Below are 14,440 nucleotides of genomic sequence, written 5' to 3' on the forward strand. Positions count from 1 at the left end.
TGAAATGCAAGGCTTACCTGGCGTAATGACTGCATGAAGACCGGATGCAAATATACAATGCAAAACTGTCGCTAACGGGCCGGAATGGATGTCTAGAAAACGCTCTTCTTGATATTCCAGCGATCATGATACCAAAGCCATTGCTCAGGGTTTTCCCGTACCCAGCTCTCAACCTTGTCATTCAGCATCTGCGCCGTTGCGGTCAGATCGAGACCGCCGGCTTCGTTGCGCGGCATCTCGAGCTTCGGCTCGATCTCCAGCCGGTAGCGATTGCCGGGCAGGCGGATGCAGCGGGCCGGATAGACCTCGCAATTGAACTGACGCACCAGCTTCGGCAACAGCGGATTCGTCTTTACGTCCCTGCCGAAGAACAACGTCTTCAAGCCCTTGCGGAATTTCTGGTCGACCAGCACGCCGACGCCGCGACCCGCTTCCAGCTCCCGCGCAAGGCTGAACGAGGAGCCGGCGTGGGAGGGAACGAGGTTGCCCATACGTTTAGCCCGGAAGTCGAAAACCTTCTGAGCGACATAGGGATTGTTCGGCGGTCGGAAGAGTACGGTCACGGTCAGGCCGAAGGCAGCGCCGGCGACCGGCAGTAGTTCGAAATTGCCGGTATGGCCTGTAAAGACGATAAACGGCCGCGGGTTGTCCCTGAGGTCGAGAAAGATCGGAATGCCCGAAACTTCGATGCGGCCCGGCTTGTCGCTAAAGGGATCGAAGTCGAAAAGCCGGTCGAGAAACACATATTCCGCTGCCAGGCGCCCCATATTGCCCCAGCTCGCACGCGCGATCTCATCGACCTCCGCCTCGCTCTTTTCGGGAAAGGCATTGCGCAGATTGGTCAGCATCAGCTGATGCCGGCGCATGCGCGGACCGATCTTGCGGGTCAGCCAATCGGCGAAGTTGATGCCTGCATCCGCCGGAAACAGCTTCAGGAAATTCAGGAAGCCGAAAATGACCTGCGCCACCAGCCACTGCCGGAAATTTCTGAGCGCAAGGACGATCCGGGTGATGAAGAGCTTCACGCTGCTCAGTCCATCTTCAGGATGATCTTGCCGAAGATCTGGCGCGATTCCATCCGCTCCAGCGCCCGGTCGATGTCATTGAAGCCGACTTCGGTATCGATCACGGGATGAACCAGTCCGCGCGCCATCTTCTGCATCGCATTGGCCATGTTCTCCATGCGGCAGCCGAAGGAGCCAAGCAGCTTCAGCTGCTGCTGGAACAGCATCATCAGGTTCATTTCGGTCGAAACGCCCGAAGTCGAACCGCAGGTGACGAGACGGCCGCCGCGCTTCATGCAGAGCATGGAGCCGGCCCAGGTGTCCTTGCCGACATGCTCGAAAACCACGTCGACACCCTTTTTCTTCGTCAGCTTACGCACAACGCCCTCGAAGCGGTCGGTGCGATAGTTGATGACGTGATCGGCGCCGAGCGCCTTCGCCTTTTCGATCTTGTCGTCGGAACCGACCGTCGTGATAACCGTGCAGCCGATCTTCTTGGCGAGCTGGATCGCGGCGGTACCGATACCCGAGCCGCCCGCGTGAACGAGGATCGTTTCGCCCGGTTCGAGCTTGGCATTATCGAAGAGCATATGCTCGACGGTGCCGAAGGTCACCGGAGCAAGCGCGGCACCCACCGCGTCGACGCCGGGAGGCGCCGGAACGAGCAGACGGGCCGGAAGATTGACCTTCTCCTGCGCGAAACCATCGAGATGGAAACCATGCACGCCGCCGACATATTCGCACAGATTGTCACGACCCTCGCGGCAATGGCGGCAAAGACCGCAAGTACGCGCGCCGTAGATCGATACGAGCTGCCCCGGCAGGACGTTGGCAACACCCGGGCCGATCGCTTCGACCACGCCGGCGGCCTCCGCGCCGATGGCCAGCGGCATCTTGCGCTTGGCGAACGCCATGCCGCGCCAGCCCCACACATCGATGTGATTGAGGGCGACGGCCTTGACGCGCAAGGTCACCTCACCCGCGCCCGGCGCATCCGGCTCCGGCAGATCGGTGATCTCAAGTTTGCGGTCGTCGATCAGTTGCAAAGCACGCATGGCAAAGTCCCTCGCCTCTCGGGCGCAGTTGTGTCCTGTTTTTTCAGAAGTCCGATTAAGCCGGTTCAAGCGCCATGACAAGGCTGGCATTCTGGCCGCCGAACCCGAAAGAGTTCGAAAGAACGGCACTTACCTGCTTTTCACGCTTCTTGTTCGGCACCACGTCGAGAATGATCGACGGATCGGGATTGTTGTAGTTGATGGTCGGCGGCAGCGTGCCGGTCAGCATGGTCTGCAGCGAGAACACCGCTTCGACCGCACCCGCAGCCGTCAGCGTATGGCCGATCATCGACTTGTTCGAGGAAACCGGAATGGTCGGAAGCCGCTCGCCGAAGACGGCAGACATCGCGCCATATTCCATCTTATCGTTTTCCGGCGTCGAGGTGCCGTGAGCGTTGATATAGCCGATATCGGTCTCGGCCATGCCCGCGTCGGCAAGCGCTGCGCGGATCGTCGCGATCGCCGGGCCACCGTCCGGTGAAGACCGGGTGCGATGGAAGGAATCGGCCTTGTCGCCCGCGCCCTTCATGATGCCGAGGATCTTGGCGCCGCGTGCGACCGCTGCCTCCAGTGATTCCAGCACCAGCGTCGCAGCGCCTTCTGCGATGACGAAGCCGTCACGGTCCTTGCTGAATGGCTTGGAAGCCTTGGTCGCCGGATCGTTCTGTGTCGACAGCGCTGACAACAGCGAGAAGCGGATCAGCGCCTCGGCGCTAAGCGAACCGTCGGTGGCAACGGTCAGTGCTCGCGTGGTGCGTCCCTGACGAATCGCCTCGATACCGAGCTGTATTGCCGTCACGCCCGATGCACAGGCCGTCGACAGCGTTACCGGCAGGCCGCGCGTACCGAAACGGTCGGCAAGGCGCTCGGAAATGGCGCCGAAAAGAGCCGCTTCATGGAAGGCAGGATCGGGACGCTGGCGCATGGCGGCGAGAAAGCGTTCATATGCATCGCCCTCATGATCTGCCGGAGGAGAGCGGTCGGCCAGTTCGAAACGGGCGCTCCATTCGGGTTCGATCGGCGGCGCAGCCAGGAACAGCGGTGCGTCGAAATCGCCAGAAATCCCGGCTTGAGCCAGAGCTTCAATAGTTGTTTCGCGGGCGAAAGCATAAGAGCGCTCGACGGCGTTCGGAGCTGGAATATCGATGAAATCCACGGTGCCGGCGATGCGCGTCGAAAGGCCGTCCGTTGGGAAGCGGGTAATGCCGTGAATGCCGGAAGTGCCAGACGACAATGCATTCCAATTGTCCTGCAGGCCCTGCCCCAGCGACGTGATGATCCCCATGCCGGTAACGGCAACGATCGGGCGTCCGAGATGATCCTTGTAAGCGGTCATATCCTGTTCCTCACGCTTCAGCTGACAATACGGCAATGCCTTCGCCGCGCACATGGCCGACGGTCGTAACCACGGCTTTGCGGGCACCCGTAGTCATTGGCTTTTCATGGGCAGCATCGAAAGGCGGCACCTTGGCCTGGCTGGCGACGGCCAATGCAGCGAAGGCGAGCCCGAGCGGGAATTGGCTTTCCAGCCCATGGCCGGAAACGCCGGAATAGGCGCGAATAGCCGAGCCCGGAAGCTGGGCATCGAGCACTGCCTTTTCGCGCTGGGCAAGATCGGGAATCGCCGTCGTGCCGGAAAAGACGACGGTCGCATCGCCGGGCGTCTGCTTGGCTGGCGCGAGCATACGCTCCAGCCGCGCTTCAAACTTGCCTTCGTCGCGCCGGCCGCGATCGCCCTCCACCGCATCAATCGTCGCATAGATATGGGCGCCGCGAGCTTCGGCATGCGCACGCGATTCAAGAACGAGGAAGGCGCTCAGCGAGCCCATAATCATGCCACCGCCGTCTTCCGGCTTGCGCGACCAGATGGGATGCCAGTCACCAATGGCATGCGCGTTGATCGATTCGATTAGCAGGATCATGTCCAGGCGCTCGGCGGAAAATGCGCCGCCTACGAGAGCATGGCTCGATTCACCGGACTTGATACGGTGGAACGCGGTCTCCACTGCCGAAATGCCGGAGGCCTCTTCGCCCATGAAAGTGCGCGACGAGCCCGTGACCTTGTGCACGATCGAGATGTTGCCGGCCAGCAGGTTCGAAAGCTGCGCCAGGAACAGCGTCGGCCTGAGTTCGGTCGTCAGCTTCTCGTTCAGCAGCAGCTCGCGGTCGTTGCGCTTCAGGCCCTCATTGACGATCAGCGTATCGACATTGATGTCGCGCTCGCCGCCGCCGGCCGCCACGATCATGTCCATGGTGCCGCAGGCTTCCAGATCATCCTTGAAGCCGGCATCGTCGAGCGCCAAGCCGGCGGTGAACACGCCGATGCGCTGCCAGTTTTCCATCTGGCGCTGATCACCGCGCTTCGGAATCTGTTGCGACCAGTCTATTTCGGGCAGTGGATGCACGGGATAGGGCTTGAACTTCTCGGTTTCGACGATGGTCGCCGGCGCCTTGTCCGCGGTCAGCAAGGCGACATGCGCGTCCTTGCCAACGCCCTGGCAGGTAACGATGCCGATACCCGTGATCACCACATCATTCTGAGCCTTGCTCATTCATCAATCCTCTTCGAATGCGGCGCCGAACAAGCCGGCAGCATCAACCGTTGGCGGGGATGGCGTCGAGAAGCCCGACCTCGCCTGCCCGCTTGCGCACGATATCGCCGAGCGGCACCTCATTAAACGGCATGGTGCGCAGCTTCAACTGCGCATCGCAAACCTTCTTTCCGGCAATGGCAATACGCGCCTTGGTGACGGCGAAGCCCGAACCCTCGTGTTCCAAATCTGCTTCGATATCGAGTTCGGCTTCCGGCTCGACAAAGGTTCGCATCTTCGCGCCATCGACCGACATCAGGAACGGCATGTAGGCAAATTTCGTCGCGGCAAGCACCAGCATGCCCGAGGCCTGCGCCATCGTTTCGATAAGAAGAACGCCGGGCACCAGGGGCATGCCCGGAAAATGGCCTTCGAAAACAGGGCTTTTCGCCGGAACGACGGAATGAGCCTTCAACTGGCCCTTGGACAGATCGACGGACTCGACCCTGTCGATCATCTGGAAATATTCCAGCAGCATCAACGCCTCCGATCCAACCCGGCAATGCAGGACGCGCCGGGCGGGATACGCTATTTAAGAATGAAACCGCCCGGCCGCCATATTCAAAGGCGGCTGGGCGTCAAAAAATGCAAGGATGTCGCTCAGCCCTTGGCAGCGCGCAACTCATCGATCTTGGCACAGAGATTCTTCAGGACGAAGTATTCTTCGGTCGAGACCTTGCCTTCGTTGACTTCCTGCGTCCACTGCTCGAGCGGGATCTTGATGCCGAATTCCTTGTCGATCGCGAAAACGATATCCAGGAAGTCCAGGCTGTCGATGCCGAGGTCGTCGATCGTGTGGCTATCCGGGGTGATGGTGTCACGGTCGATTTCGCTGGTTTCAGCGATGATGTCGGCAACTTTGTCAAATGTAGCAGTCACTGCCCATACCTCTTGAAATAATAATTCATCCCCCTCATAGGGAAATCCATTCCAAAAGCCAATGGTTTCCACCAGAAACCCCGGCAATTTGGCAAGACAGTGTTGCGCAAACAGCAAAATGACTGCCGCGTCATACCTGTGAAATCACGCGCGACATGGACGCGAGATGCGGCAGCATTGCGGCCGAACCGCCATGACAAAGCGCTTGTTGGCGAAAGATCACTCGCTGATCACGATGCGGGTGTTGTGAAGCCCGGCATCCGATGTCATCGCAAAGAAAGTGGCAGCATTGCGGGTATCGAGCCGCACGCAGCCATGCGACGCCGGCCGGCCGAGCCGCCGCACCTCATAGGTGCCGTGAATGGCATAGCCGCCGTTGAAGAACACGGCGTAAGGCATCGGCGCATCGTCATATTTTTTCGAGCGGTGATCCCTGGACAGCCATTTGGCCGTGTAGGAGCCGGTCGGCGTCACATAGCCCCTGCGCGCCGTCGACACTCGCCAGCGATACTTCAGAGCTCCATCCTCCGAAACGGTCATTGTTTGCGATCGAAGATCGACCACTGCCAGAACAGTCCCGGCATGGGCCGAAACGGTGTGGAATTGCATGCACAGGCATGCCGTTACTGCGAACGCGATACGCCTCATCTTGCCCCTCCGACTGTTTGCTTCCTTATGAAGCAATTCAGACGATGGGAGAGTCTATCGCTATACTGATTATACCAAATTAATACATATAGTGAGCGATTGCTTAATTTAGGGACGCTCACAAGAGCAGCAGAAAACCCAGGAAAGCGAGAAGCGTCAGCATCGTGCAAGCGGAATAGAATATGGAAATGCCGGCTTCGATGTCGTTGACCGTAGCAGTGTCGCGGCCGGAGCCGTTGATCATCGGCTCGCGCACGAGCTCGCCGCCATAGATTCTCGGACCTGCAAGCTGGATATCGAGCGCGCCGGCCATAGCCGCCTCGGGCCGGCCGGAGTTGGGTGAACGATGCAGCCCGCCATCGCGGACGGCGATGCGGATCGCATTTCCAAGCGCGGAGATGCCACGTTTGATCAGAGCGCCGGCAGCAATTAATAGGATGGAGAGGCGCGCGGCCGGCCAGTTGGCGATATCGTCGAGGCGCGCGGCAGCGCGGCCGAAATCGACATAGGTCTCGGATTTGTGGCCGATCATCGAATCGGCAGTGTTGAGCATCTTGTAGAAGAAGAGGCCGGGCAGGCCGAAAACGCCGTACCACAGCGCCGGTGCGACGACACCATCGGAAAAATTCTCGGCAAGGCTTTCGATGGCGGCACGGCAGATACCCGGCTCGTCCAGCGTCTCGGGATCGCGGCCGACGATGCGCGACACGGCGAGACGCCCTCCTTCCAGACCATCGGCACGCAATGCCCGCGAAACTTGCTCGACATGATCGGCAAGGCTCTTCTGCGCCATGAAAACCGCCACAAGCCCCGCCTCGACCAGGATGCCGAGCCAGCCGAAGAAGGCGAAAAATCCATGAATGGCCCAGCCGGCGATCACGGCGCCCATGAGCAGCGCGACGATCGACATCAGTCCGTTGCGGCGGCGAAGCACGCCGGCCAGGTGCTTTGCATTGAATCGCTGGTCGAAGGATGAAATCGCCTTGCCGAACAGCACGACCGGATGCGGAAAGCGCTGCCACAGCCAGTCGGGATCGCCGACGATGCGGTCGAGCAACAAGGCCAGGACCAGGATGAGCAAATGTTCGTCGGCGGTCATGTCGAATAATCCTCTAATACCCCGGCGAGTCTTTGATCCGCTTCTTCATCTGGAGCTAGCCCGAAGCGCAGCCAATTGCGGGCGTAATCGAACTTGCGGACGAGAATATGATGACGGCAGAGATACGCATATGTGCCCTCGGCGCGGTCGTCCGCAACCAGTGCAAACAGGGCAGTGCCTCCCGCAATATGCAGCCTCGAGCGGCGAAGAACCGTCTGCAGCGCCGAATGTCGCTGAAGAATGCGGTTTCGGATAGCGCTTGTGTCGCCTTCCAAGAGCGACGCGGCGATCGAAAGGGCCGGCCCGGAAACCGCCCATGGACCGAGCCAATCCTCGAAACGTGTCAGGATCGCGGCCTCAGCAATCACGAACCCAAGCCGAAGGCCGGCCAGTCCGAAAAACTTTCCGAACGAACGGAAGATGACGAGATTGGGCATCGCGGCGGCAAAAGGCGCCATGCTCGCTGCCGGCTCCATATCGCCGAAGGCCTCGTCGACAAGAAGGATCCCGCCTTGGCTCCGTAACCTGTCGTGCAAATCACGCAACTGCTCGATCGGCAGTCTTCGCCCATCAGGATTGTTCGGATTGACGGCAACCACGAGCCTGTCGTCAGCGGTAAGTTCGGCAGGCGTCGAAACCTGGCGGACCTGCAGCCCCGCCAGCGTGAAGGCTCTTGCATATTCGCCATAGGTCGGCGAGAGGATTGCGACGCTGCCACCGGGCACCAGCCTCGGAAGCAATTGAATGACGGATTGCGTGCCGGGAACGGGCAAGGGCAGAATATCGCCGGTCCGGTAATAGTTCCTCGCCGCTTCCCGCGCCCGCTCCTGCAAATGCTGGTCAGGCAGCCTATGCCATGCCGCAACCGGGATTTCCGGCAGCGTCACCGGATTGGGATTGATGCCGGTCGACAGATCCAGCCATTCCTCCGGACGCCCGCCATATTGGCGTGCCGCAGCCGTAATGCCGCCTCCATGGACAATCCTGCTGGTCATACGGCGTCACCGGCGAGATCGATCAAATGCATGTAGGAGCCGGCAACATTGCCACGCTGCAAGCCGGCGGCACCAAGATCGTTATTGAGCGCATCCCTCACCGCAAACAGACGATCCGCCTCACCTTCCGATACGATGGTCGAATAGTGAAACTCATGCGCCGTCATCGGCTTGTTGAAGAAGGAGCCGGCAAGCGGCATCACCCGCCGATAGCCAAGATGGCGCTGTCGTTTCTCGTAGCTGGTAACAACGGGCAAGAGGCCTAGCATTTCATGGAGCGCACCTGCCGCATCGACAAGCCCCTCACCGAGCACCATATAGCCGCCGCACTCGCCATAGATGCGCACTCCGCGCGCCGCGGCAGTCTTTACGCCCTCTTGGAACCGCTGGGCAGCGGCAAGCTTTCCGGCGTGTAATTCCGGATAGCCGCCCGGCAGATAGACGGCGTCGGCATCGAACGACGGCGCCTCGTCCGCAAGTGGGGAGAAGAAGGAGATCTCGGCGCCGCGCCGCTTCCAGCCAAGCAGCATGTGTTCGTAGCAGAAGGCGAAGGCGATATCCCGCGCCACGGCAATGCGCTGACCGAACGGCATAAGCCGCGCGATATTGGCCGCTGACGTGCGAACGAGATGCTGGTGTGCTGCGCGCAAGAGCAGATCGAAATCGCAGGCTTTCGAGACGACCTCGGCAGCCGCCTCGATAAACTGCTCGAGCGCTCCATGCTCTCCAGCCTGCACCAGACCGAGATGCCTCTCCGGCAATGCCAGGCTGGCATCACTGCGGATAACGGCGACAACAGGCATGCGCACCGCGTCCAACGCCTGGCGCAGCATTCTCTCATGCCTGTCGCTGGCGACGCGATTGAGCACGACGCCGGCAATGCGGATATCGGCCCGGAAATTGGCAAAGCCGCTGACGACCGCTGCAACCGATTGCGACATGCGAGAACAGTCGACGACGAGCACGACGGAAAGGCCAAGCAGGGCGGCAAGATCGGCCGGAGTTCCAGTGCCATCGGCAGCACCGTCGAATAGACCCATCATCCCCTCGATCACGAGCATCCGTCCGCCGGCACGATGAAGCGCGGCATTGGCGGAAATCAGTTCGGCGCGCATGGCCCAGGGATCGAAGTTGAGACAGGAGGATCCGAGCGCTGCTGCGTGAAAGGCAGGATCGATATAATCCGGTCCGGCCTTGCCGGACGCGACCGCAACGCCCCTGTTTCGAAGTGCCCGCAGCAGACCGAGCGTGAATGTGGTCTTGCCGGAGCCTGATGAGGGTGCCGCGATCAGAAGCCCGCTCATGCCGACACCTTGCGTCCGCTTTCCACCGGGCTTTCGGTCGCCGGCAGCAATATGCGGCCGGAAAGCGCACCCAGCCAATCGAGCGACGGCCGCAATTTCACCACCTCGCCGACGACGACTATGGCGGGCGGCTCGAGGCCCGAGGCTTCGACATCGTCGGGCGCGCGCCCGAGCGTCGTCTCCAAAACCTGCTGCGAGGATGTCGCGGCATTGCAGACGAAGGCAACAGGTTCGTCCTCCGATCGGCCGGCAGCAATAAGATTCGCGCTGATCTGAGCAATGTGCTTCATCGCCATATACATGACGATAACGGGCGATCCCTTGCCGATCGCGTCCCAATCGATCGCGTCCGGTACGACGCCGGAGGAGTCATGACCAGTCAGGAAGGTGACGGCATGGTTGACGTCGCGATGGGTAACGGGAATGCCGGCATAGGCCAGACCACCGATCCCAGCCGTGATGCCGGGCACGATGCGGAAGGGAATGCCATGCTGGACAAGCGTCAGCGCTTCCTCGCCACCGCGGCCGAAAACGAAGGGATCGCCCCCTTTCAAACGCAGAACGCGCTTGCCGGCCCGCGCCAGTTCCACCAGGCGCAGCGAGATATCCCGCTGCTTGGCGGAAGGCTTGCCGCCGCGCTTGCCGGCATATTCCAGCACCGCGCCCGATCGGGCTAGTTTGAGGCAATCTTCATTGACGAGCGCATCATGCACGATGATGTCAGCCTCGGCCAATCCCTTGGCGGCCAGCAGGGTCAAAAGCCCCGGATCGCCCGGCCCGGCACCGACGAGCCAGACGGACCCCGGCTCCAGGGCCGGCAGATTGGAAAAGGCGGTATCGTTCATCCCATGTGTCCTATGCCTGGATGGGCGAAATTGCAATGTTGAGAACGGGATAAGGCGATCTCCGTTCGACATCGCTCGCATTGCGAACATTACGTCACGCATCTCCCCAACATGAGCGACAGCACGCTATGAGCTTTTCCAACGGCGACAGGGCACAGAAAACACGTCGATCGATCACTGCGTCCCGGACTCGATATATTCGGACACTCAGATAGGCTCTTGATAGAACTGGAGAATGATCTTCAGCGAATTGTGAAGGGGGGCCATCCCCCCTCACGGGTTCAATGCTTCACCTTGCCCAGAATCACGTCGCGGATCAGGTCGAGAACCTGCTGCGAGCGAATGCCGGTGCAGGCGATCTGGCTCGGCAGATTGTCCCAATCGCCGGGCGGGAAGCGGCGGCCGTCCTGCTTGATAATCGTCTGGCCGTCGGCAATACCGCCGCAGACGACGCGGATCGATCCCTCGATCGTGTCGAACAGCTCTGGTGCCACGACGTAGACGCAGGCGCAGCTGTCATGCACCATCATGCCGTCTTCGACCGCATGGCTGTAGAAATCGATATAGGACTGCGACAGATCGGCCAGGAGCTGCACCGAAGGGCCGCCCGCTTTCGCCATATCAGCGAGATAGCTGCGGCTCATGGTCGTTACCGACGTGACGTCGAGACCGACCACGACGACTTTCCAGGCTGCTGTCATGACGAAATCCGCAGCTTCCGGATCACCATGAATATTGGCTTCGGCAACCGGCGTGACATTGCCCGGCACGTAGAAATTGCCACCCATGATGACGACGCCCTTCACGAGCGAGGCGATCTCGGGATCGTGCTTCAACGCCAGGGCGAGGTTGGTCATGCGGCCAACGGCAACCAGGGTCACCTCACCCGGATGCGCGCGAACCGTGTCGATGATGAATTGGTAAGCCGGCCGCGGATCGGCCGGCAGATCGATCGTGTCGGGCACATCGATGTCGCCGAGGCCGTTATGGCCGTGAACCATTGTCGGCCATGGCCGCTCATGCCGCGAAGGATCGAAAGTGACGCTGGCGCCCCGCGCAACCGGGCACGGAATATTCCACTCGCGCTTCAGGAACAGCGCGTTGCGGGTCGTCGTGTCGACCGAAGCATTGCCGAAAACCGTCGTCACGCCAAGAAGGTCGATATTCGGGTGACGATGCAGGAAGAGAAGCGCCATGGCGTCGTCAACGCCCGGATCCGTATCATAAATGACCTTTTGCATGATTTTTCCTTATCAACATACTGAATAAGCTTGATCTTCCGGAAATTTCCTCCCGTCGCGGATCATGCTTGACCCATCGGCATACACGAGAACCGCCGGCGGCGGAATGCCATGACGATGTCCCTATGGAGCATTTGTGAGATTTGCGTGGCGAATTCGCTCTTCAAGCGATCCTGGCGATCGCTGCTGTCGCAAGGCCGGACTTAATTTTGGGAAGCACGAGCTCGGAATCGGGGCCGGCGGCCGCAAGCGCAGCAGCCTCGGCCACACCGTGGCAACCGACATGCGCGAAAACAATCTCGGACGGGTTCTTCAGCCTGGGTGTCTCCCGCTCCAGTGCGGCCGCCTTGAAGAAGCGCGCCGGGAGGCGAAAATGCGTGGCGGTCTCCAGGATCGCCGGTTCATCCATGCGCGTGTCGATCGACACGACGGCCAGAACCTGCTCGCTCCCGATGCCGGCCTCCTGAAAGGCTCTTTGTGCAAGCATCCGCACCTCATTCCAGTCCGTGCCGCGCTCACAGCCAAGACCCAGAAGATAGCGGCGGGTGGAATTGGCGTAGATCGTCATAGTCGCTCCCAACAGCATCGACCGAGATGACAGCTGTAGCGGGCACGTTTCGGCGCGTCAATTTCGCCTGATGTGCCCTGATAGCAATTGCCTTGCGGCGATCGAAGTGCCAGAAGGCCGTTTAATTCCCGCCTCAGAGTTCCCCACCTTGCCAGATATCACATTTCAACTGCTGCTTTTGCTCTTTGCCGCCGCGTTCTTCGCTGGTTTCGTCGATTCGATCGCCGGCGGCGGCGGGCTGATTACCGTGCCTGCCATGCTGCTGGCCGGTATTCCGCCGCTGCAGACCCTCGGCACGAACAAGGTGCAGTCCATCTGCGGCGCAGCCTCCGCAACGATCGCCTATGCCCGGCAAGGACACGTGCAACTTCGCGAACAGCTTCCGATGGCGGCGATGGCTGTGATAGGAGGCATGCTCGGTGCATTGTTGGCGACCATCATGCCGAGCCAGGTTCTGCGCATCATCCTGCCCTTCCTTCTGATCGCGATTGCACTCTATTTCGCCCTGAAACCCAATCTCGGCGACGTCGAAAAGCATCGGCGCATGAGCGCCGGACTCTTCGGCGTAACGTTCGTGCCGCTGATCGGCTTCTATGACGGCGCCTTCGGTCCCGGAACCGGCTCGTTCCTGATGCTCGCCTTCGTGACTCTCGCCGGCTTCGGCCTCTTGAAGGCGACGGCGCATACGAAGCTGCTCAATTTCGGCTCGAATCTCGGCGGCCTGATCGTCTTCATCTTCTCCGGCGCCATCCTCTGGAAAGTCGGGCTGACGATGGGGTTCGGCCAATTCCTCGGCGCCCAGCTCGGTTCGCGGCTCGCCATGCGCATCGGTGCGAAACTGATCAAGCCGCTGCTCGTCATCGTCTGCATCGCCTTCGCGATCAAGCTGCTGGCGGATCCTACCCACCCGGTCAGGATCTGGCTGGGACTGTAAGAACCGCACCTTTGATTACCTCCGACGTAATTGATAGTGCTTCGGTACGCGCCGATGATCGCCCTGCCTGAACGGTTCAGGCGATCCAAAGGAGTTGACCGATGACTGATGCGAACACCATTGCAGACCGCTATATCGCCATCTGGAACGAGGCCGATACCGACCGTCGGCGCGCACTTATCGCCGAGGCATGGACGGAAGACTGCAGCTATGTCGACCCGATGATGCGCGCGGACAATCGCGAAGAGATCCACGCACTGGTCACGGCGGCACACGAGCGCTTCCCGGGCTTTCGCTTCACCCTCCTTACGAACGGCGATCGCTACGGCGACCATCTTCGCTTCTCCTGGGGTTTCGGCCCGGCCGACGCCGAGCCGCTGATCAAGGGCACGGATTTTGCAATTCTAGAAGGCGAACAGCTGAAATCCGTTCACGGCTTTATCGACCAGCTGCCGGCCGCCGCGTGATGAACCCGGCCCGCTCTCTCGGCGACCACCTGCGCGAATGGCGGCAGCGCCGCCGCCTGAGCCAGCTCGAATTCGCCCTTGAAGCCGATATATCGCAACGGCATCTGAGCTTCATCGAGAGCGGGCGGGCGCTTCCAAGCCGCGAGATGCTGATGCATCTCGCCGAACGGCTTGGCGTTCCCTTGCGCGAACGCAATCCGATGCTCCTGGCGGCTGGATTTGCGCCGGTCTTTCCAGAGCGCAAACTGGACGACCCGGCGCTTGCTCCGGCACGCCATGCCATAAACATGCTTCTGAAGGGGCACGAGCCCTTCCCGGCTCTGGCCGTCGACCGGCATTGGACGCTGATCGCTGCCAATGCCGCCGTCGCACCATTGCTTGCCGGCGTGACGGATGCCTCGCTGACCGAAGGGCCGATCAATGTCCTGCGGCTGAGCCTGCATCCGCGTGGCCTGGCACCCCGGATCGCCAATCTCTCCGAATGGCGTGCGCATCTGCTGGAGCGCCTGCGCCAGCAGATATCGGCAACCGGCGATCCCGTGTTGACAAAACTGCTGGCGGAATTATCCGCCTATCCCGCACCGACTCAGCCAAAGTCGACGGCTCCGGAACGGGATTTCGCCGGCATTGTCGTGCCGCTGGAGCTTGTCACCGATGCGGGACATCTCTCGTTTCTGTCCACCACGACCGTCTTCGGAACGCCTGTCGATGTCACTCTGTCGGAGCTGGCGATCGAATCCTTCTTTCCCGCAAACCCGCAGACGGCGGAAAAACTGAAGACGATGCTGCCGGGCGGTTGAACGCCCGGCT

At 60.7% G+C, this 14,440-nt stretch carries 16 protein-coding genes; 3 read left to right on the top strand and 13 right to left on the bottom strand.

All coding sequences use genetic code 11. From position 1 onward, the window contains the following. Positions 1 to 92: 92 nt before the first annotated feature. The 13 genes from I8E17_RS09005 to I8E17_RS09065 form a co-directional block, all read right to left on the bottom strand. Positions 93 to 1,025, bottom strand: a complete 933-nt coding sequence (locus tag I8E17_RS09005) for a lipid A biosynthesis lauroyl acyltransferase (RefSeq protein ID WP_069613134.1) — start codon at positions 1,023 to 1,025, stop codon at positions 93 to 95. A gap of 5 nt (positions 1,026 to 1,030) precedes the next feature. Continuing rightward, positions 1,031 to 2,059 carry a zinc-binding dehydrogenase gene (locus I8E17_RS09010; protein WP_219510706.1) on the bottom strand — a complete coding sequence of 343 codons (1,029 nt, stop codon included), beginning with the start codon at positions 2,057 to 2,059 and terminating at the stop codon, positions 1,031 to 1,033. Between the two features lie 55 nt (positions 2,060 to 2,114). Continuing rightward, a complete protein-coding gene (locus tag I8E17_RS09015; RefSeq protein WP_069613136.1) occupies positions 2,115 to 3,395 on the bottom strand; it encodes a beta-ketoacyl-ACP synthase in 1,281 nt (426 codons plus the stop codon). Positions 3,396 to 3,405: 10 nt separating this feature from the next. Continuing rightward, positions 3,406 to 4,611, bottom strand: coding sequence for a beta-ketoacyl-ACP synthase (locus I8E17_RS09020; RefSeq protein WP_069613137.1), 1,206 nt, complete (start codon positions 4,609 to 4,611; stop codon positions 3,406 to 3,408). Between the two features lie 43 nt (positions 4,612 to 4,654). Next, entirely contained in the window at positions 4,655 to 5,128 is a 474-nt protein-coding gene (locus tag I8E17_RS09025) for a 3-hydroxyacyl-ACP dehydratase FabZ family protein (protein ID WP_069613138.1), read from the bottom strand. A 122-nt stretch (positions 5,129 to 5,250) separates the two neighbouring features. Beyond that, positions 5,251 to 5,529: an acyl carrier protein gene (locus I8E17_RS09030; protein WP_069613139.1), complete on the bottom strand. Its 279-nt coding sequence runs from the start codon at positions 5,527 to 5,529 to the stop codon at positions 5,251 to 5,253. 219 nt (positions 5,530 to 5,748) lie between these two features. Further along, entirely contained in the window at positions 5,749 to 6,177 is a 429-nt protein-coding gene (locus tag I8E17_RS09035; protein WP_069613140.1) for a L,D-transpeptidase, read from the bottom strand. A gap of 118 nt (positions 6,178 to 6,295) precedes the next feature. Further along, positions 6,296 to 7,276 (bottom strand): adenosylcobinamide-phosphate synthase CbiB, encoded by a 981-nt coding sequence (gene cbiB, locus I8E17_RS09040; protein ID WP_069613141.1) that lies wholly within the window; start codon positions 7,274 to 7,276, stop codon positions 6,296 to 6,298. Next, a complete protein-coding gene (gene cobD, locus I8E17_RS09045; protein ID WP_069613142.1) occupies positions 7,273 to 8,271 on the bottom strand; it encodes a threonine-phosphate decarboxylase CobD in 999 nt (332 codons plus the stop codon). Before cobD ends, cbiB begins: the two co-directional genes overlap by 4 nt. Beyond that, positions 8,268 to 9,575 (bottom strand): cobyrinate a,c-diamide synthase, encoded by a 1,308-nt coding sequence (locus I8E17_RS09050; protein WP_069613143.1) that lies wholly within the window; start codon positions 9,573 to 9,575, stop codon positions 8,268 to 8,270. The genes cobD and I8E17_RS09050 overlap by 4 nt, the downstream gene beginning before the upstream one ends. Beyond that, positions 9,572 to 10,420 (bottom strand): uroporphyrinogen-III C-methyltransferase, encoded by an 849-nt coding sequence (gene cobA, locus I8E17_RS09055; RefSeq protein WP_113366600.1) that lies wholly within the window; start codon positions 10,418 to 10,420, stop codon positions 9,572 to 9,574. The genes I8E17_RS09050 and cobA overlap by 4 nt, the downstream gene beginning before the upstream one ends. 281 nt (positions 10,421 to 10,701) lie before the next feature. After that, the gene (locus I8E17_RS09060) at positions 10,702 to 11,661 is read right to left on the bottom strand and encodes a nucleoside hydrolase (RefSeq protein ID WP_069613145.1); all 960 of its coding nucleotides are present in this window, start codon (positions 11,659 to 11,661) and stop codon (positions 10,702 to 10,704) included. A gap of 163 nt (positions 11,662 to 11,824) precedes the next feature. Continuing rightward, positions 11,825 to 12,229 (bottom strand): cobalamin biosynthesis protein, encoded by a 405-nt coding sequence (locus I8E17_RS09065; protein WP_069613146.1) that lies wholly within the window; start codon positions 12,227 to 12,229, stop codon positions 11,825 to 11,827. A 148-nt stretch (positions 12,230 to 12,377) separates the two neighbouring features. On the opposite strand from I8E17_RS09065, the gene I8E17_RS09070 reads away from it, so the two are divergent. The 3 genes from I8E17_RS09070 (at position 12,378) to I8E17_RS09080 (ending at position 14,430) form a co-directional block, all read left to right on the top strand. Beyond that, positions 12,378 to 13,163: a TSUP family transporter gene (locus I8E17_RS09070; protein ID WP_069613147.1), complete on the top strand. Its 786-nt coding sequence runs from the start codon at positions 12,378 to 12,380 to the stop codon at positions 13,161 to 13,163. Positions 13,164 to 13,264: 101 nt separating this feature from the next. Continuing rightward, positions 13,265 to 13,630: a nuclear transport factor 2 family protein gene (locus I8E17_RS09075; RefSeq protein WP_069613148.1), complete on the top strand. Its 366-nt coding sequence runs from the start codon at positions 13,265 to 13,267 to the stop codon at positions 13,628 to 13,630. Then, complete coding sequence (locus I8E17_RS09080; RefSeq protein ID WP_069613149.1) at positions 13,630 to 14,430, top strand: helix-turn-helix transcriptional regulator; 801 nt, start codon at positions 13,630 to 13,632, stop codon at positions 14,428 to 14,430. The genes I8E17_RS09075 and I8E17_RS09080 overlap by 1 nt, the downstream gene beginning before the upstream one ends. The last annotated feature ends 10 nt before the right edge of the window (positions 14,431 to 14,440 follow it).

It is taken from the genome of Rhizobium sp. AB2/73, from assembly GCF_020871915.1.
GTDB lineage: Bacteria > Pseudomonadota > Alphaproteobacteria > Rhizobiales > Rhizobiaceae > Rhizobium > Rhizobium dioscoreae.

Excerpts from the sequence above, each read along its gene's own strand:
- cobD (WP_069613142.1), bottom strand. The coding sequence starts at position 8,271 with ATGACCAGCAGGATTGTCCATGGAGGCGGCATTACGGCTGCGGCACGC.
- cobA (WP_113366600.1), bottom strand. The coding sequence starts at position 10,420 with ATGAACGATACCGCCTTTTCCAATCTGCCGGCCCTGGAGCCGGGGTCC.
- I8E17_RS09060 (WP_069613145.1), bottom strand. The coding sequence starts at position 11,661 with ATGCAAAAGGTCATTTATGATACGGATCCGGGCGTTGACGACGCCATG.
- I8E17_RS09035 (WP_069613140.1), bottom strand. The coding sequence starts at position 6,177 with ATGAGGCGTATCGCGTTCGCAGTAACGGCATGCCTGTGCATGCAATTC.
- I8E17_RS09075 (WP_069613148.1), top strand. The coding sequence starts at position 13,265 with ATGACTGATGCGAACACCATTGCAGACCGCTATATCGCCATCTGGAAC.
- I8E17_RS09010 (WP_219510706.1), bottom strand. The coding sequence starts at position 2,059 with ATGCGTGCTTTGCAACTGATCGACGACCGCAAACTTGAGATCACCGAT.
- I8E17_RS09025 (WP_069613138.1), bottom strand. The coding sequence starts at position 5,128 with ATGCTGCTGGAATATTTCCAGATGATCGACAGGGTCGAGTCCGTCGAT.
- cbiB (WP_069613141.1), bottom strand. The coding sequence starts at position 7,276 with ATGACCGCCGACGAACATTTGCTCATCCTGGTCCTGGCCTTGTTGCTC.
- I8E17_RS09080 (WP_069613149.1), top strand. The coding sequence starts at position 13,630 with ATGAACCCGGCCCGCTCTCTCGGCGACCACCTGCGCGAATGGCGGCAG.
- I8E17_RS09050 (WP_069613143.1), bottom strand. The coding sequence starts at position 9,575 with ATGAGCGGGCTTCTGATCGCGGCACCCTCATCAGGCTCCGGCAAGACC.
- I8E17_RS09020 (WP_069613137.1), bottom strand. The coding sequence starts at position 4,611 with ATGAGCAAGGCTCAGAATGATGTGGTGATCACGGGTATCGGCATCGTT.
- I8E17_RS09065 (WP_069613146.1), bottom strand. The coding sequence starts at position 12,229 with ATGACGATCTACGCCAATTCCACCCGCCGCTATCTTCTGGGTCTTGGC.
- I8E17_RS09015 (WP_069613136.1), bottom strand. The coding sequence starts at position 3,395 with ATGACCGCTTACAAGGATCATCTCGGACGCCCGATCGTTGCCGTTACC.